Genomic DNA, 17,616 nt, shown 5'->3' with positions numbered 1-17,616 from the left:
TGTCAGAGTAAATTCTATGTAAGTCTTTGCCATTTGAAATTCCAGTGATACGCAGAATTTATTTTGGCAAATAATATACTTATTTTTACAGCAGTCGTCCTTCTATGCCTTTTTGTGTATCACTTCATTGGACAGCAGACCAGACCTGACATAAAAGGTTCAACCTACCAGACCAGTGACAGCACAAGCAGTGTAACCATTCTCTTTGGTGGAGATATAATGTGCCAGCGCAGACAACAGCAGGCAGCGTTCCTTCCTAATGGGACAGGCTATGACTTCGACTACGCCTTTGATTACGTGAAAGACATCATCCAGAGTGCGGATTTTTCTATTGCCAACTTAGAAACCAATATCTCCCCCTCCCATCCTCTCAGCATTGACCAACGAAAAAAATATGAAAAGCCTTATCTCAATGCCCCCGCTTCATTTCTCACTGCAGTCAAAAACGCAGGCTTTAATGTGTTAGTCAGTGCAAATAATCATAATTCGGACACCGGCGTTGATGGACTTTTAGAAACGATTTCTAATATTGATGCCACCGGTTTTACTAGAACTGGTATTTACAAAAATGCTACCGAAAAACGCTATATTATCCTTGAAAAAAACAACATCAAAGTTGGACTGGCATCCTATGTCACCTATCTAAATCCATCAAAACAGGATTTCTCAAAGAAAGAACGCGCCATCCATCTGAACGAATACTCACAAAGTAAGGTAAAAAAGGATATCAAAAAAATGAAGAAAGAAGGCGCTGAGTATATACTGATTTATTTCCACAGCGGTATTGAATTCACAAATTCCTCTTCACCTAAGCAGCAGAGAATTGCAAAAGAAATTGCAAACGCCGGCGCCGATTATATTCTGTGCTCCCATTCTCACACTGTACAGGAATACGATATTATAACCGGTTCCAAAGGTAAACAAGTACCTGTTATCTATGGCATGGGCAACTTTATTTCCCATATGACCAAGCGAATTGAAGTATCCTACGGTATCATGATGTCCCTAACACTTACCAAAGAAAACGGTCAGGTTCGCCTTTCCAACGAAGGGTATTATCCACTGCGGGTTTTTACAAACAACGAAGATACTGGCAGAAAATATCAACTGATACCATGCACCGATTCAGGTATAGCGGCAATTTCCGATGAAGCCATGGTTCGCAGACTAAAAAGTGGACGAAAAAGAATAAAAAAATACGTCGGAAGCAACATAAAAATGCTAAGGTGACCTTTCACAAGGTCACCTTTTTCAACTATTTAAGCCTCTACAACTCGAATAATATTAGTATTTCCTGGCACATCCACAGGCAAACCTGCGGTAATCACAATCTTATCTCCCTGTTTCAAAAGTTCGGCACTGACAGCCTTACGCACACAATGCGAAAAAAGCTCCTCAATCTCATACCGATAGTTTGCCATAATCGGACATACGCCCCAGACCAACGCCAACTGGTGGAAGGTTTTTTCGTAAGGAGTGGCGCCAATAATTCTGATAGCCGGACGAAATTTAGACATCCTCTTTGCTGTATATCCAGTCTTGGTAATCGCCATAATAGCACCAGCTTTGATATCTTTTGCCAAAGTACAGGCGGCATGTCCCACTGCATTCGTCACATCCTCTGCATCCATCTCATGCCATACTGTATCTCTTCCCGGCACAGTGGGCTGATCTGCTTCTGCCTGCTGCGCAATTTTTGCCATCGTTGCCACAGCTTCCACCGGATACCGTCCCGCCGCTGTCTCCCCAGAAAGCATGACCGCTGTTGTTCCATCAAAAACTGCATTAGCAACGTCAGTAATCTCTGCTCTCGTCGGAATCGGGCTTGTAATCATAGATTCCAACATTTGGGTTGCAGTAATTACAATTTTGCCTGACTGGACACAACGTCTGATAAAACGCTTCTGAATGCCCGGCAGCTTTTCGTAAGCTACCTCCACACCCATATCTCCTCTGGCAACCATAATGCCATCAGCCAACTGCAGAATTTCCTCAAAATTTTCAATCCCCTGTGTGCTCTCTATCTTTGCAATCAGCTTAATTTCTTTGCCTCCATTTTCGTCCAGCAGACTCCTGACTGCACGCACATCGCCAGCGGAACGTACAAAGGATGCTGCAATATAATCCACATCATTGGCGATACCAAACAAAATATCAGCTTTATCCTGCTCGCTGAGATACTGCATATTCAAATTGACGTTGGGCAGGTTAATTCCCTTATGGTTGCTGATTTTCCCGCCGTGTACAACAATTCCCTTTACATCGGTATCTGTAATTTCAGTTACTTTAATTACAATTTTTCCATCATTAATGAGTACCAGATTTCCATAAGACAGTTCTTTGGGGAAATCCTGATATGTTACAGCCGCCATGTACTTGGTTCCCATCACGTCTTGCGTCGTTAAGATAAAGGACTGTCCGTCATCCAGTATTTCCTCCCCTTTTTCAAAATCTCTGAGACGTATTTCCGGTCCTTTTGTATCAAGCAGCACTGCTGCCGGATAGCCCAGCTCATCTCGCACGCTACGGAAGTTCTCTATCGTTTTCTTATGTTCCTCATGAGTGCCATGAGAAAAGTTGATTCTGGCCACGTTCATGCCTGCCTCAAGCATATCCCGCAAAGTTTCCCGGTCTCTGGATGCCGGTCCAATGGTACAAACAATCTTCGTCTTTCTCATATGTAATTCGCCTTTCTCTATCATTTCTATACCTTCTTCTGAAATTCTGTATTACAGCTGTGGCATTTTATCTTTATTGTACCTTTACCTCTCGGTGCACGCATTTTTTGTCCGCAGCCCGGGCACTTAAAATAAGCATAATACCGCCATTCATACTGTTTCTGACGAAAAGATTTCCCCTTTGTTAATCTGAACTTCTGTGTCAGATACCAGGTATTCTCCCTCTCTCGCTTATAGAGATTCCTTGAAAAAATTCTGTAATAGGCATAGATAAAAATCATTAATCCTAAATAGTAAAACAGATTCTCTAAGGTGAACATAGAGACTATCAAAAAAGTCATCGCAACAAGCAAAAGAAAACGTCCATACTGGTCAACCCCTCTGCGTCCCTGCATAAACTGATATATTCTGTAACGAAAACCATTCATCTTCTTACCGCCTCCAACTGTCACCTTTTATATCATACTACCATATTACACTTTATTTGTATATTCTTTATCTCAACTCTGTGAAGAAGTTGTGATTTTATTTCATTTTGTGGTATCATATATTCGACAAGAAAAATCAGGAGGTCAAAATGGACAAGAAATCCAGAGATTACGAAGTATGTCTCTGCTACCGTACCACTCGCGGTGAAGTAGAAGATATCATTAGAGAAAAAAATATTACTAATTTAAAAGACTTATGCGAAATCGCAAAAGTCGGTGACAAATGCGGCGGCTGCCGTGAAGATCTGCAGATGATCCTTGATGAAGTGCTGGCGGAATAATCCGCCAGCTTTTTAAATCCGCTTAATTGCCGCAAGGACAGTTTTCTGCTGTATACGGAGCAAGTTCAAGGCGAATGAAATATCCCTGATTATGCTGACACACCGGACAACTCTGCGGCGCCTCTGTCCCCTCCAGAATATGACCGCAGTTGAGACACATCCACTTGCAGGAAACGTCAGATACAAACAGCTTACCAGCTTCCATCAAATCAGCCAGCTGTCCGATTCTATCGCCGTGGACTTTTTCAATCTTTGCAATCTGATTGAAGGAATTAGCAATCTGTGGAAAACCTTCCTCCATTGCTTTTTGACCAAAAGCAGGATACACATCCTCCCACTCCTCATATTCGTTATGCTGAGCATATCTGAGCAACTGTACTACAGAGTCCGCAATATCCACAGGATAACCTCCGTCGATATGAATGGTCTCTCCCGCCATTTCTTTCAGATGATTATAAAACACTTTGGCATGCTCTTTTTCCTGATCTGCCGTAAAGGTAAATACCGCCTCAACGACATGTAACCCTGCAGTTTTCGCCTGTGATGCTGCAAACGTGTACCGATTTCTCGCCTGACTTTCTCCTGCAAAGGCTCGCATTAAATTGTTCTTTGTCTCGCTCATGTTAAAATTAACTGACATTTTATTCTCCTCCTGTATCTTGATACAGGTAGTTTTTTGCAAAAGCTCCATTTTTTATTCCAAAATATTAAAATATCTCAAGACTTCCGTTCACTGCCATAACAATTGCTGCAACCAGCGCAATCATCAGCAAAATGCAAATTACTAAATCCGTCGTTGTTTGAAAATAAGTTTTACCCTGTTTCTTTCTATTGTAAAGATACATCAAAGTCCCTGGCGCATAGAGTATAACTGCCGCTAAAATGTAATTCAAACCGCTTGCATAAAGCAGCCATGCACCGTAGATAGATCCAATAATAGCGATAACCCATGCACTAAATACGCTGCCGCCACTCGTGATACCCTCTCCCTGAAATACCAGTTTTAAATAATAAAATGCAGAGAATACATAAGGTACCATAATAGCACTAGTCGACAATGCATAAACTGCCTGATAGGTGCTGGCACTAAAATAGATCACTATAATAAAGCCCTGCACAATGAGAGCTGACGTAATAACAGACCATGTTGGCGCATGAAAGCGGTTGACCTTGGCAAGCCCTGCCGGGAAAGACCCCTGTGCCGCAGGCCCATAGGCACTGTCCACACATAAAATCGTATAAGAAAACATGGCGCCGCCCAGAGAAATAATCACTGCAATATTAACAAGCGCTGCACCCCAGGGACCAACTACCGCCTCCAGAAGTCCTGCCATGGGCGGATTAGACAGTGCTGCCAATTCCTCCTGCGGCATAACCCCCATGCTGAGAACCGAAATCACAAAGTATAGTACAAATAAAGACAAGAAGGAAATTACCGTAGCAGTACCCGCCACCTTTGTATTTTTTCCTCGACCTGAAAGCACGACAGCCCCTTCAATACCGATAAAAATCCAAACTGTAGTATATACTGTCGACTTCACCTGTTCCATCAGGGAAAGTCCACCATCAATGCCAGAAAAGTTTTCTAAAAATATTTCCAGTCGGAACGCTCTAGCAAAAAGAATAGCAACAATCACTGCAATAATAGGCACTGCCTTTGCAATTACGACAATAGCATTGATGGTCACTGCCTCGTTGACCCCGCGCAGCACCAGGAATGATAGCCCCCCAGATGATGATCGAAGCTGTCAAAAGTGAAATAAAATTGCTCCCAGAGCCGAAAACCGGAAAAAAGTTACCTAAAGATGCAAAGAGCAACGTGATAAAAGACAGCTGGGCAAGTAGTGCACTCATCCAATACCCCCAGGCTGAATTAAATCCAACGTATTCCCCAAAGCCCTCCTTTGCGTAACTATAAATACCGCTGGTCAGCTCCGGCTTCACCACAGAAAGCCTAAAAAAACATAAGGTAAGTCCCAGCATCCCAATTCCGCAGATAGCCCAGCCAATTAAGGTTGCCATCGTATACGCGCCACCTGCCGCAAAATCACCGAATAAACTAAACACACCGCTGGCAAGGGTTGTACCCACTGCAAACAGGGTCAGTTTCCCAACACCTAGTCCTTGTTTATTTTCCTGATTCATAACTTCTTACTCCTTTCAAAAAAGAAATTGATGAAAAAAGCTCGCTCGCTGTAAAGTGCGGAGCGCTTGGGGGATTCGCCCCGCACTGTCTTGCTAATTCGTCTTTTATTTCGTCAATACTTGATTTTATAGTGAATCATATTCTGCTGTTGCCACTCTGTCTTAGAATCTTAAGGACAGGCAGGAAAGTCCGCCGTCAATCTTTCTAAACTCGGATGTGTCAACAAGTAAAGTCTTATAACCCATATCCTGTACTGCTTTAAGCACTGCTGGATATCCTTCTGGCACGATAACGGTATCATTGACCCAGATACAGTTCGCAGCATAGGCTTCTTCTTCCGGAATCACATACTTGTTGTATTTCTCGAATTCCGGCTTTGTGATAAATTCACCAGATACCAGCATATTATTGTTTTCCAGATAATTAACACCTGTTTTCAAGTGCAGTACCTCTTCTAGTTTTACTTCAGAACAGGTCATACCATATTTCTCCAGAATTTCTGTCAGTTGTCTGATGCCTTCCTCGTTAGTTCTTGCGGATCTGCCCACATAGAAATGGTCTCCTACCATCATTACGTCGCCGCCTTCCAACGTACCTGGCTCCTTGATATATTCAATCTGATCTTCAGAAAAGAATTTCTTTACCGCGTCAATAATCTCAAATTTTTCTCCATTTCTGGATTCTGCACCCGGGTTTGTGATGATAGCACATTTTCTAGTAATCAGCGCAGGGTCTTCCACAAAACAGGAATCTGGATATCTCTCATCTGCTTCTAGTACCGTAACGTCTACATCACACTGCTTCAGTGCTTCAATATAAGAATCGTGTTGCTTCAATGCCAGCTCATAATCAGGAATGCCTGGGTAATCTCCGCCGGAAATACCGTCTTTAATTGCACTGCAAGGTCTTCTGAACGATAACGTGATTAAACTTTTTCATAGCGATTTCTCCTCTCAAACTCACAAAATATTGTTCATTCTTTCTTTTGATATATTATATACTATATTTTTGTATTCTGTCAATCGATTTTATCGAATTTTATATAAAATATTTTATATATAAAATATTAATCCAATTTTATCCAGAAATGTTTTCCTGTTATTAGTCTTGCCACTTTTTGCTGAATTGATACAAAATACAGTTTCATCAGCAAATGACCATACAAAAAGGCCGCCCGCAACGCACAATTTGGCATCACATAAGCAGCCCTTACGCTGTATTCTATTTTTTAGGTTTGAAAAATCCAGTCATATCCGTGTGCTCCAGTTCCAACAGTTGTATTTTGGTATCGATACCTCCGGCGTAACCGGTCAGGCTTCCATTGCTCCCTACAACTCTGTGGCATGGTATTACAATAGAAATAGGATTATGACCTACCGCACCACCTGCTGCCCTCGCAGATGTATAAGGCTTTCCTTCCATCTTTGCAGCTTTCTTTGCAATTTCTGCATAGGTGATTGTCTTCCCGTAGGGAATTTCCCGTAAAATATTCCATACTCTCTGCTGAAACGGGCTCCCACAAAGCTTAATTGGAAGCTCGCGAATATCCGGATTTTCTCCCGCAAAATAAGCAGAAAGCCACACTTTCACCTGCTGAAATATCTCAAGTTCATCTCTGCATTCTGCATCCTGTACCAGTCCTTTTGCATAATACTTCTGATTTTCAATCCACAGTCCTGTTAGATTCTCACCGTCAGAAGAAAGCAGCAGGTTTCCAACCGGCGAATCAAAATAGGTTTTATATTGCATAAATGCGCTCCTTTTTTAATCTGCCCTAAAGACACCAAAAGGAGGGTTTCCCCTCCCAGTGGTTATTTTCTTTTAGGATTTCTTTCTTCTAATTCCATATACTGTGCCGCAAAGTCCAAGGACTGCTGCGCCAAGCACTACAAGCCATGTCAGCATATTTGCTATATCGCCTGTTCTTGGAATCCACCAAGGCAGTTCATCTGTATCTGCCGGTTCATTCTCGTTCAAAATATCCTTGATTTCACTCGGGTCTTTGATATTCTTATCTGGTTTCCCGTCTCCATCTGTATCGATATTGGTATCTGGCTTGCCATCTCCGTCCGTATCTACATTCAGATCCGGAATACCATCGCCATCGGTGTCGATATTGATATCCGGTTTACCGTCTCCATTGGTATCTACATTTACATCTGGTTTGCCATCTCCGTTAGTGTCGATATCTAAATCTGGTTTACCATCTCCATCTGTGTCCTTGTTGATGTCTGGTTTACCGTCTCCATCTGTATCGATGTCCACATCCGGTTTGCCATCTCCATCTGTATCCTTGTTGATGTCTGGCTTGCCATCTCCATTGGTATCTACATTTACATCCGGTTTGCCGTCTCCATTGGTGTCGATGTCCACATCCGGTTTGCCATCTCCATCTGTATCCTTGTTGATATCTGGTTTACCGTCTCCATCTGTATCGATGTCCACATCCGGTTTGCCATCTCCATCTGTATCCTTGTTAATGTCTGGTTTGCCATCTCCATTGGTATCTACATTCACATCCGGTTTGCCGTCTCCGTTGGTGTCGATATCTAAATCTGGTTTACCATCTCCATCTGTATCCTTGTTGATGTCTGGTTTACCGTCTCCGTCTGTATCGATGTCTACATCCGGTTTACCATCCCCATCGGTGTCGATGTTGATGTCGGGCTTATCATCTCCGTCGGTGTCGATATTGATGTCTGGAAATCCATCGTCATCAGTATCGATATTGATGTCTGGAATCCCGTCATCGTTGGTATCTTTATTGATGTCTGGATCCAGAATCATCGGCTTTGCAATATTGTAAGCAATGTCAATAGTGGACTTATTGCCACTTGCATCTGTTACTGTTACACTAACTGTATACTTGCCTGGCTCAGAAAGGTCGATACCACCATCCTTAGTAACCTTTTCCGTAATATCATTTCCATCTTTATCAAGGATTTTAATGTCTTCCTTCTTTGCCTTTACAGGCACCTTTTCCCCGTTCTCTGTAACAAAGAGAGGTACACCTTTCTTTGTTGTAAATACATAACGATTATTAATCAAATCAGTCAGCTGTTCAATTGATACCTTTTCACCCTTCGACACTTTCTGATTAATTCTATCTGTAAAGAAGCCATGCATCGGCCATGTCTCTGGGTTATTTAAATCAATACCAGGCTCTGGATTGGTCGGATTTGGATCAATTCGTTCATAATCCACCACTTGAAGCTGACTGCCTTCTACTGGTTTTGTATCATCTAAAGAAGGATTTTTGTCTTTCACAACAGTAGGCACTGGCGGATTAATAAATGGGAACGTATCAACAATATCTTTTATAGACGGAATCGGATCCGGCGTTTCTCCCGGTTTCGGATCAATAATATTCCAAGGCACCAATGTTGCTTCCGCTTCTCCGTCCAGATAGTTTGTACCACCGGAATATACCGCCGTTACTTTAAACTCTCCCGAATCTAGCTCTGGTACTCGAATATTTCCATCACCGCCGATATCATAGTCATCAAGAATCGTGAGCACTTTTCCATCCGCCGGAATATCCTTTAAGTCAATTTCTGGTCCTACTTTTACACCGTTAATATAAAATTGTACTTTTCCATCTGGCGGTGCATAATGTGGCGATTTGTTATCACCAGGCTGTACAGTATCCGCTACTTGAATCGCGCTAATGTACACTTTTCCTGTCGCAGGATCCTGTTTTATCTGCACTGCATACTGAGAATTTACCTTTGATGGAATCTTGTTAATTACCGCCCAACCACTGGCTCTATGCCCCCAATAACTCTGTCCAAATACCGGGTCATTTGCGTACTGTTTCGAAATCATCGTAAACCGGTAGATTCCTGCATCTGTCGGCATCTTATTTCCGCCTCCTGTAGAATGCTCCGGTTCAAGCGGCGTACCACCGATTTTATCATAACGCTGTACAATAATTTCTACCGCATCATTATTATTCAGAACTTTTCCGTCTGGTGTTGTAATTGGATTTTCTGTCAAATCGTAGCTGTCAAAAGCTACACCGTCATAATCCTTTGTAAGATCATTGGTATATGTCTCTGGTAGTTCAAAGTCGATATATCGTTTCAAAATTGAAGTACCATTTCCATTCGCACCTTCTATATATAAAGGATCCAACTGTGTTTTATTCGGACCATATTTACAGCTAACAGAAACATTCTTTCCTTTTGCCGACTCCGGTACCCACAAATATAATTTTCCTTGGTCAAATCTAGCCGGTGCTCCATAATCATATTCCTCACCAGCAATAGTTACAGCCCAGTCAGAAATTTCTCCATTCATAATTTCTGGATGTTCATCAGCTTCGCCGGACAAGTCAATAGTAACCATAAAAACTGTACCCTTGCTTTTATCATAAGCAACGCCAGTCTGATTGCCGTTCACAAACTTGCTGCCACCGGCTGTTCTTACCGAACCGCCTGTAATATAAACCGTACCTGTGCCATTTCCGTTAAAGTCCGCATTGCCGTACATTGCTGTTGGAAGCAATGTGCCTCCGTTTACTCTGATGGTGCAGCCGCTTGCAGTAGTTCCGCAGGAACCACCAAAAGCGCCGCCATGGCTATAACCTTTAGACGTAATATAGCCGCCATTAATGGTAATATCACCGCATAAATTCACTTTAGAGTTAGTAGTAACTGCGCCCTTCTGAACGCGGCCTGCTGTAGCATGGGCATAAGAAGCGCCGATTCCTGCGCCATGGGCAGAGCCATAGGCATGAATCTCACCACCGTTGATAATAATACTGGTAGAACCGCCATAAGTGCCTGCACCGATTCCAGCACCGCCACTATAGATATGATCCGCTCTGTCCCAGTTGTTAGGTCCAAAACCTGCTGGTACAGAGTCTGCTGGTGCTGCTCCATCACTGGTATCATATCTCCACGCGTGTGCATTAATTACACCATTGTTAAAAATCATCGTACCAGCAGTTTCCGTAAAGGATGAACCGATTCCAGCACTACCATGTCCACCATATGCATTCAACGTTCCGCTGCCATCGATAGTCAAAGTAGACCCCTCACTGCAGTGCAACGCTGCAGCAAATAACTTTGTCGCATTTAAGGTATTCACACTGCCAGACTGTAATGTCAGATTGCAAGTAGTACCTGCACCCAGCATATTAACTGGGGAAGTATCTTTGCTTCTTGTCGTATTCATATGAATGCGAACACCTGCTAACGTAATATTTGCAGTAACGCCTTCTTTTATCTCGATATTATGGCTGGTAAATCCATCTGCTTTATTCTTTATCACCAAAGGAGTGCCACTTGTTATGAGCAGAGTTGTTCCGGAAAATTCATAATCCGTACCTACCTCGCCACCAGTAACAACAAAATCTCCTGTACCTGCTTCATCAGCAAATGCCTGCATTCTGGCTGGTTTATTAGAAGTAGAATCCTCTACCGCTTCATCCTCAGCAGGATTCTCACCTTCAGAGTCTTTGCCATCATCAGGTACAGCAGAACTATCATCTGTCGCCTCACTCTCCGTGTCTGTACCTTGATTTTCATCTGTAACCAAGCCACCCTCTACAATTCCACCCTCAATTACATTATCAGGCAGATCTATAGCATAGGTCTGACCTCCTCCCAGCAATTTTTCAGAAGAAATCAATCCTCCTCCAAACGCAGAGAGAACGAAAAACAGACATAACACACGAGCTAATGTCTTCTTGTTATACTTTTTCATTCGGTTTGCCTCCTCAAACGTCTTACTTTCTATTTGCAGTTCCTCACAAAGAGTCGTTAAATGGCAAATAATAACGATTTTCTTTATGCATACAAATTATACTACTCCTGCACCAAGTTGTCAATATGCTGAAATTCCAACGCTTTTCAAATTTTAGTTCTAACTAAATTCTAACATTTTGCTTTACTTCAGAAAAAAACTGCCGCGCAATCAGATATGCACGACAGTCTTTTACTTCATTTAAAATTACTTGGAACTGTTTTTCTTTTTACGTCCAAACAGTACTGCCCCAAACGCTATGACAGCAACGGAAAGAACTGTAATCCAGGTTACTAGATTTGCTGTATCACCTGTTCTTGGAATCCACCAAGGCAGCTCATCGGTATCCGCTGGTTCTTTCTCCTTCAGGATATTCTTGATTTCACTTGGATCCTTGATGTTCTTATCTGGTTTACCATCTTCGTTGGTGTCTACGTTGATGTCTGGCTTGCCGTCTCCATCGCTATCCACGTTCAGATCTGGAATGCCATCTCCATCGGTATCGATATTGATATCTGGAATGCCATCTCCATCAGTGTCGATGTTGATGTCCGGCTTACCATCTCCATTGGTGTCAATGTTGATATCCGGCTTGCCGTCTCCGTTAGTGTCGATATCCACATCTGGTTTGCCATCTCCATCTGTATCCTTGTTGATATCCGGCTTGCCATCTCCATTGGTATCTACATTTACATCCGGTTTGCCGTCTCCGTTGGTGTCGATATCCACGTCTGGTTTGCCATCTCCATCTGTATCCTTGTTGATGTCTGGTTTGCCATCTCCATTGGTATCTACATTCACATCCGGTTTGCCGTCTCCGTTGGTGTCGATATCTAAATCCGGTTTACCATCTCCATCTGTGTCCTTGTTGATGTCTGGTTTACCGTCTCCGTCTGTGTCGATGTCTACATCCGGTTTGCCGTCTCCATTGGTGTCGATGTCCACATCCGGTTTGCCATCTCCATCTGTATCCTTGTTGATATCTGGTTTACCGTCTCCATCTGTGTCGATGTCTACATCCGGTTTACCGTCTCCATCTGTGTCGATGTTGGTGTCCGGCTTATCATCTCCGTCGGTGTCAATGTTGATGTCTGGAAATCCATCGTCATCAGTATCGATATTGATGTCTGGAATCCCGTCATCGTTGGTATCTTTATTAAGATCTGGATCCAGAATCATCGGCTTTGCAATATTGTAAGCAATGTCAATAGTGGACTTATTGCCGCTTGCATCTGTTACTGTTACACTTACCGTATACTTACCTGGTTCTGAAAGATCGATGCCCCCATTGGCTTTAATCTCATCTGTGATATCGTTTCCATCCTTGTCAAGAATTCTAATATCATCCTCACTTGCCTCAATTAATACATCCTCACCCTTTTCATTTTTCACATAAAGAGGAACACCCTTTTTAGTCGTGAAAACGTACCGGTCATTAATTAAGTCCTTCAATTGGGAAATAGAGACTTTTTCATCCTTCTTTACTTTTGTATTGATTCTGTCTTTAAAAAATCCATGCATTGGCCAGCTTTCCGGATCTCCGCTCTCCTGGTCAATTCGTTCCCACTTATCCACTACCAGCTTATTTCCTTCAATTGGCTGATCAGGATCTATTTTGTCAGGATCTACGTTACTGATAGTCGGTACTGGTGGATTGATAAACGGGAAAGTATTAACAATCGTATCAATCGAAGGTGCCGGCTCTGGATCCTTCTGATCTGGATCCTTAATAATATTCCAAGGAACCAGTGTCGCATCTACTGTGCTGTCCAGATAATTGGTTCCACCGGAATATACTGCGGTTACCTTAAATTCTCCAGAATCCAGTTCTGGTACACGAATATTTCCTGCACCACCAATTTCATAACCATCAAATATCGTAAGAACTTTATCCTGTTCGGATTTATCTTTCCATTCCTTCAAATCAATTTCAGCGCCAACCTTAACGCCGTTGATATAAAACTGCAGTTTTCCATCTGGAAGTTCATAATTAGGAGACTTATCATCACCAGGCTGTACACTATCTGCAACCTGAATATTAGTGATAACCAGCTTACCGTCTCTCTCTTCTACCTTAATCGCATACTGCGCATCTACTTTAGATGGAATCTTATTAATTACTGCCCAGCCGGTTGCACGATGACCCCAATAACTTTCCTTAAATCCTTCAGCATTGGCATACTGCTTGGAGATTAGGGTGAATTTATAAATTCCCGCATCGGAAGGCATCTTATTGCCACCGCCAGTAGAATGTTCTTCCTCAATTGGCTTTCCATCAATCTTATCATAACGCTGTACGATAATTTCAACAGCATCATTATTATTCAAAATCCTTCCATCTGGTGCTGTAATTGAGTTTTCTTTCAAATCATAACTTTCAAATGCAGTTCCGTCATAATCCTTAGTCAAATCTTTAACATATGTATCCGGCAGTTTAAAATCAATATAGCGCTTTAGAACTGATGTACCGCCGCCGTCAGCTCCCTCAATATACAATGGATTCAACTGATAAGTTACACCATCATAAGTATATTTGCAAGTAACAGATACATTCTTGCCTTTTGCTGCCTCTGGCACCCACAAATACAGTTTTCCTTGGTCAAATCTGGATGGCGCACCATATTCATACTCTGAACCTGCAATGGTTACATACCAATCGGAGATATCTGCTCCCATAATCTTGTCGCCTTCTGCTCCTGCCAGGTCAATAGTAACCATGAAGACTGCACCGTCATTCTTGTCATGCGCTACACCTGCACCCCATTTACTCATAAATTTAGCAGTGCTGGCACTTCTTACAGAACCACCTTCAATATATACTTCACCACTTGAACCATTAAAGTCATACTGTCCACTTCCAGAGCTTGGAAGCAACGTACCGCCTGTTACACGGATGGTACAGCCTGCAGCAGTAGTACCGCAAGCGCCTCCAAAGGCCCCTCCATGTTCATAGCCTCTGGAAGTGATATATCCGCCATTAATAGTGATATTGCCACATGTTTTTGCCATAGTGTTGGTGGATGCACCCTGCTGTTTAGCTGTGCTGCCACTGCCCCAGCCTGCGCCAATACCTGCTCCATGATAGGAACCGTAAGCGTGCACCTCAGCGTTATTGAAAGTCATGTTGCCGCCGCCGCCAGATCCTCCGCCTGCGCCGATACCTGTACCACAACTGCTGCTGCCGCTGTTGCTCGCACTATTTGATGTTGTATTTAATCCTCCAAACGAATACGCTTCAATATATCCACTGTCAAAGACCATCGTACCTGCAGTTTCTGCAGGACCAGCACCGATTGCCGATGAATCCGGACCGCCATAAGCCTTCAAGATTGATGTTTTATCACCCTTTATAGTCAAGTAAGAACCTTCACCACAGTGAATCGCCGCAGCCACTCCATTGGAGCGTAGTGTACTGGTTTTTCCTGATGCCAGTGTAATATTACAAGTTGTGCCTTTGCCCCACACATTAATCGGTGAATCATTGGACGCTGTTGTAATAGATACACCATCCAACGTGAGATTTGCCGTAGCACCTTCAGCAATTCTGATATTTGCTGCCGTCGTTGTTCCGGAAATCGTCAACGGTGTATCAGTTAAAACCGTCACAATATTCCCTTCAACCTTAAAGTCTGTGTCCTTTACACCACCAGAAACCGTCATTCCCTGTACAGTTACAGGTGCTGGTGCGGGTGTTTCTTCATCTCCATCTGCTGCGGCTTTCATTTTATCAGAATTTTCATCATCCCTGTTACGTCCAGCGTTCAAAAACTCGTCTAAATTCATGCCCAGCATTACGCTGCTATCTTCTAAACTACCCATTACTTTTGGCAGTTCTTCTGTACCTGCTGAATGATCCGGTACACCTTCTACTGTATCGGAATCATTAACAGTTTCTCCGGACACCGCATTTCCTGTTGTATCAGCACTTTCATCATCAGCAAAAGCCAACGAAGCGCCCCCCCAATTTCCGAAAGCTAATAATCCTCCTCCGAATGAGGAAAACAGGAAAAAGAAACAAAGTATCCAGACTAGTCCTTTTTTGCTTGATTCCTTCATTTTGTATTCCCTCTTTTCACAATTAGTTCACAAAACAAACATTACTATAACGAATTTCAAGATTATTCTATTCCTTTTTTCATTTCTTGTCAATAGAATTTTGGTTAGATTTTATGAATTTTTTTTCGAATTGTCGTCCAAACCCTTTATTTTTAGCCATTTGGAATTATCCAACCATTTTTTATTATATCTGATCCATGTACCATTTTCCACTAGCCGAAAAATCTGCCCTGGTCCAACCTTTTGTTTTCTTACAACTGGTTTTTATCAACGCTGAGGACTCATTTTTATTGGACAAATTCCATGCTACATAACTGATATCATGTCGATTCAATGATGTAATCCACTTTTTTCCCTGTGTCTTGTTCAATGCCCCGGTTCCAGAAGCATCACAGATGCTAAACTCGCTCACAAAAATCGGCAGTCCCTTTTTTACTGCTTTTTCCATCTTATCCCGCAAATCCTGTTTATGTGTACCTGCATAAAAGTGTAGACTATATAATAGATTATCATATTTCAGCGGACTTGCCGCCGCTTTATCTACATCCTGACTCCAGTGTGGTGTGCCTACGATAATAATTGCGTCAGGATTATTTTTACGAATTACAGGAATTATCTGTTTGGCATATTTCTTAATTTGTGACCAAGTAACGCCGCCATTTGGTTCATTGCAAATCTCATAAATTATATTTTCCTGATCCTTGTACTTTTTAGAAACTTTTCCAAAAAAATCCTTTGCTCTGCTCACATACCGATTAGGGTTTCCATCGCTCAAAATATGCCAATCTATAATTACATACATGCCTAAATCCGTTGCTGCATCAATGCCAGTATATACTCTTTTCCGCTGCTTTGTGCGGTTCTCTGTGCCACTGTTACAATATCCATTGTACTCAGTAGTGTACATGGCAAGGCGAATCGTATCCACACCCCACTGGTCTCGCAGATTTTTAAATGCTGACTTATTCACATATTCTGGAAACCATGCAATGCCGTGAGTACTGACACCGTGAAGCTGACAACTGCTTCCATCCTTTGCCAACAGCTTGCTACCCTCTACTTTCAACGCTCCATACTTCTCAAAAGGCGTCTTCGTACGTTGAGCCATTTGCAGAGGTTCTGCCGCTTCATTATCATTGTCCGCAAAACACACTCCCGAAAAAATAATACCAAAAAGTAGGATTACCGCAAGTACCCTAACTATCCCTCGTCTTTTCATATTTTATTTTATTTCATCCTCCCAAATTTCATTTCTTTTCCATCTTTGTCATTTTCCGATAATCATATCGCTTTTGATTTCCAGACTGCCGTATGCGCAAGACTTTGCTCAATTGCCCCATCAAATGCGTTTATATTGGTCGGCGTATTTCTCTGACAAAGTTCCCGCAGCGCGTCTGTCTTTTCATCTTTGTTTATAAGCTCTATAGCACTGCCAAAGACAACTGTCGATTCATATTCCGCCGTAAACTCATACTCCTCTCTTCTTGGTTTGCATGCGTATGATAGGCATACCCTAGGATTTTCTCTTAGCAATTCAATCTTTTTTCCAGCCCTCGCACAATCATAAATTATCATACCGATTACAATAATGTCAACTGGCTGTTATCTATTTTATACTTTTACTGTCACCGAATTTCGTATATACTATCATTATTAAAGGAGAAATTATTATGGATACTTTTTTTACATCAGTCTACAACATCGTCGCACAAATCCCCTGCAGTAAAGTCGCCTCATATGGACAAATCGCTCGTATGTTAGATTCACCTCGTTCTGCCAGAATTGTCGGCTACGCTATGAGGAACTGCCCCGATACACTTCCATGGCACCGAGTCGTAAAAGGTGATGGCTCTATTTCAAATGGTGTTCTGAAAGATTTATGCAGAGATTTGCTTCTAGATGAAGGGGTAAGTTTTTTACCAGATGGACGCATAGACATGCAGCTTTGTCAATGGAACCCAGATTTTGATCTAAAATAGCTATTTTTTATAAATCCCCTTATATAAGACACTCCTACATATAAGTACAAAAAAACTGCCCAATGGACAGTTTTTTGTACTTTTGGTTGCGGGGACAGGACTTGAACCTGCGACCTCCGGGTTATGAGCCCGACGAGCTACCAACTGCTCTACCCCGCGATGTAAAATGGCTCCGAGAGTGGGGCTCGAACCCACAGCCTACCGGTTAACAGCCGGTTGCTCCACCATTGAGCTATCTCG

Annotated in this window: 14 protein-coding genes and 1 tRNA gene; 3 read left to right on the top strand and 12 right to left on the bottom strand. The window is 42.4% G+C overall.

Annotated elements, in window-relative coordinates; all coding sequences use genetic code 11:
- The first annotated feature begins 114 nt into the window (after window positions 1-114).
- Window positions 115-1,230 (top strand): CapA family protein, encoded by a 1,116-nt coding sequence (locus tag NFR88_RS14795; protein WP_251617191.1) that lies wholly within the window; start codon window positions 115-117, stop codon window positions 1,228-1,230.
- A 29-nt stretch (window positions 1,231-1,259) separates the two neighbouring features.
- On the opposite strand, the gene pyk is transcribed toward NFR88_RS14795, so the two are convergent.
- Together pyk and NFR88_RS14785 are read right to left on the bottom strand one after the other, a co-directional pair.
- Window positions 1,260-2,702 carry a pyruvate kinase gene (gene pyk, locus NFR88_RS14790; RefSeq protein WP_251617189.1) on the bottom strand — a complete coding sequence of 481 codons (1,443 nt, stop codon included), beginning with the start codon at window positions 2,700-2,702 and terminating at the stop codon, window positions 1,260-1,262.
- Window positions 2,703-2,704: 2 nt separating this feature from the next.
- Complete coding sequence (locus tag NFR88_RS14785; protein ID WP_251617182.1) at window positions 2,705-3,106, bottom strand: hypothetical protein; 402 nt, start codon at window positions 3,104-3,106, stop codon at window positions 2,705-2,707.
- Between the two features lie 149 nt (window positions 3,107-3,255).
- On the opposite strand from NFR88_RS14785, the gene NFR88_RS14780 reads away from it, so the two are divergent.
- Window positions 3,256-3,447 carry a (2Fe-2S)-binding protein gene (locus NFR88_RS14780; RefSeq protein ID WP_160203067.1) on the top strand — a complete coding sequence of 64 codons (192 nt, stop codon included), beginning with the start codon at window positions 3,256-3,258 and terminating at the stop codon, window positions 3,445-3,447.
- A 22-nt stretch (window positions 3,448-3,469) separates the two neighbouring features.
- Here the strand turns inward: NFR88_RS14780 and rbr are convergent, their stop codons facing one another.
- The 9 genes from rbr to NFR88_RS14735 form a co-directional block, all read right to left on the bottom strand.
- The gene (gene rbr / locus NFR88_RS14775) at window positions 3,470-4,087 is read right to left on the bottom strand and encodes a rubrerythrin (protein ID WP_251617179.1); all 618 of its coding nucleotides are present in this window, start codon (window positions 4,085-4,087) and stop codon (window positions 3,470-3,472) included.
- 67 nt (window positions 4,088-4,154) lie between these two features.
- Complete coding sequence (locus NFR88_RS14770) at window positions 4,155-5,135, bottom strand: amino acid permease (RefSeq protein WP_251617167.1); 981 nt, start codon at window positions 5,133-5,135, stop codon at window positions 4,155-4,157.
- Window positions 5,059-5,592, bottom strand: coding sequence for an amino acid permease (locus NFR88_RS14765; protein ID WP_251617163.1), 534 nt, complete (start codon window positions 5,590-5,592; stop codon window positions 5,059-5,061). Before NFR88_RS14765 ends, NFR88_RS14770 begins: the two co-directional genes overlap by 77 nt.
- 162 nt (window positions 5,593-5,754) lie before the next feature.
- The gene (locus NFR88_RS14760; RefSeq protein WP_285813914.1) at window positions 5,755-6,429 is read right to left on the bottom strand and encodes a dimethylarginine dimethylaminohydrolase family protein; all 675 of its coding nucleotides are present in this window, start codon (window positions 6,427-6,429) and stop codon (window positions 5,755-5,757) included.
- A 385-nt stretch (window positions 6,430-6,814) separates the two neighbouring features.
- Window positions 6,815-7,342 (bottom strand): methylated-DNA--[protein]-cysteine S-methyltransferase, encoded by a 528-nt coding sequence (locus NFR88_RS14755; RefSeq protein ID WP_251617160.1) that lies wholly within the window; start codon window positions 7,340-7,342, stop codon window positions 6,815-6,817.
- A 72-nt stretch (window positions 7,343-7,414) separates the two neighbouring features.
- Window positions 7,415-11,302: an immunoglobulin-like domain-containing protein gene (locus NFR88_RS14750; protein ID WP_251617158.1), complete on the bottom strand. Its 3,888-nt coding sequence runs from the start codon at window positions 11,300-11,302 to the stop codon at window positions 7,415-7,417.
- A gap of 246 nt (window positions 11,303-11,548) precedes the next feature.
- Window positions 11,549-15,289: an immunoglobulin-like domain-containing protein gene (locus NFR88_RS14745; protein ID WP_251617156.1), complete on the bottom strand. Its 3,741-nt coding sequence runs from the start codon at window positions 15,287-15,289 to the stop codon at window positions 11,549-11,551.
- A gap of 292 nt (window positions 15,290-15,581) precedes the next feature.
- Window positions 15,582-16,505, bottom strand: coding sequence for a glycoside hydrolase family 5 protein (locus tag NFR88_RS14740; RefSeq protein WP_243151112.1), 924 nt, complete (start codon window positions 16,503-16,505; stop codon window positions 15,582-15,584).
- A gap of 173 nt (window positions 16,506-16,678) precedes the next feature.
- Complete coding sequence (locus NFR88_RS14735; protein WP_160203061.1) at window positions 16,679-16,972, bottom strand: pyridoxamine 5'-phosphate oxidase family protein; 294 nt, start codon at window positions 16,970-16,972, stop codon at window positions 16,679-16,681.
- Between the two features lie 95 nt (window positions 16,973-17,067).
- Here NFR88_RS14735 and NFR88_RS14730 point away from each other — a divergent pair, with 95 nt between their 5' ends.
- Window positions 17,068-17,376, top strand: coding sequence for an MGMT family protein (locus NFR88_RS14730; protein ID WP_160203060.1), 309 nt, complete (start codon window positions 17,068-17,070; stop codon window positions 17,374-17,376).
- Between the two features lie 83 nt (window positions 17,377-17,459).
- Here NFR88_RS14730 and NFR88_RS14725 read toward each other — a convergent pair.
- Window positions 17,460-17,535, bottom strand: a tRNA-Met gene (locus NFR88_RS14725).
- Window positions 17,536-17,616: the final 81 nt, after the last annotated feature.

Origin of the sequence: Senimuribacter intestinalis, assembly GCF_943192965.1 — a bacterium.
In the GTDB taxonomy this organism is placed as follows: domain Bacteria; phylum Bacillota; class Clostridia; order Peptostreptococcales; family Anaerovoracaceae; genus Senimuribacter; species Senimuribacter intestinalis.
Note: the sequence above shows the minus strand (reverse complement) of the source record. Positions and strands in the feature narration are given on the sequence as shown.

Coding starts and splice junctions, on each gene's coding strand:
- NFR88_RS14740 (WP_243151112.1), bottom strand. CDS start 16,505: ATGGCTCAACGTACGAAGACGCCTTTTGAGAAGTATGGAGCGTTGAAA.
- NFR88_RS14735 (WP_160203061.1), bottom strand. CDS start 16,972: ATGATAATTTATGATTGTGCGAGGGCTGGAAAAAAGATTGAATTGCTA.
- NFR88_RS14750 (WP_251617158.1), bottom strand. CDS start 11,302: ATGAAAAAGTATAACAAGAAGACATTAGCTCGTGTGTTATGTCTGTTT.
- rbr (WP_251617179.1), bottom strand. CDS start 4,087: ATGTCAGTTAATTTTAACATGAGCGAGACAAAGAACAATTTAATGCGA.
- NFR88_RS14755 (WP_251617160.1), bottom strand. CDS start 7,342: ATGCAATATAAAACCTATTTTGATTCGCCGGTTGGAAACCTGCTGCTT.
- NFR88_RS14785 (WP_251617182.1), bottom strand. CDS start 3,106: ATGAATGGTTTTCGTTACAGAATATATCAGTTTATGCAGGGACGCAGA.
- NFR88_RS14765 (WP_251617163.1), bottom strand. CDS start 5,592: ATGAATCAGGAAAATAAACAAGGACTAGGTGTTGGGAAACTGACCCTG.
- NFR88_RS14730 (WP_160203060.1), top strand. CDS start 17,068: ATGGATACTTTTTTTACATCAGTCTACAACATCGTCGCACAAATCCCC.
- pyk (WP_251617189.1), bottom strand. CDS start 2,702: ATGATAGAGAAAGGCGAATTACATATGAGAAAGACGAAGATTGTTTGT.
- NFR88_RS14780 (WP_160203067.1), top strand. CDS start 3,256: ATGGACAAGAAATCCAGAGATTACGAAGTATGTCTCTGCTACCGTACC.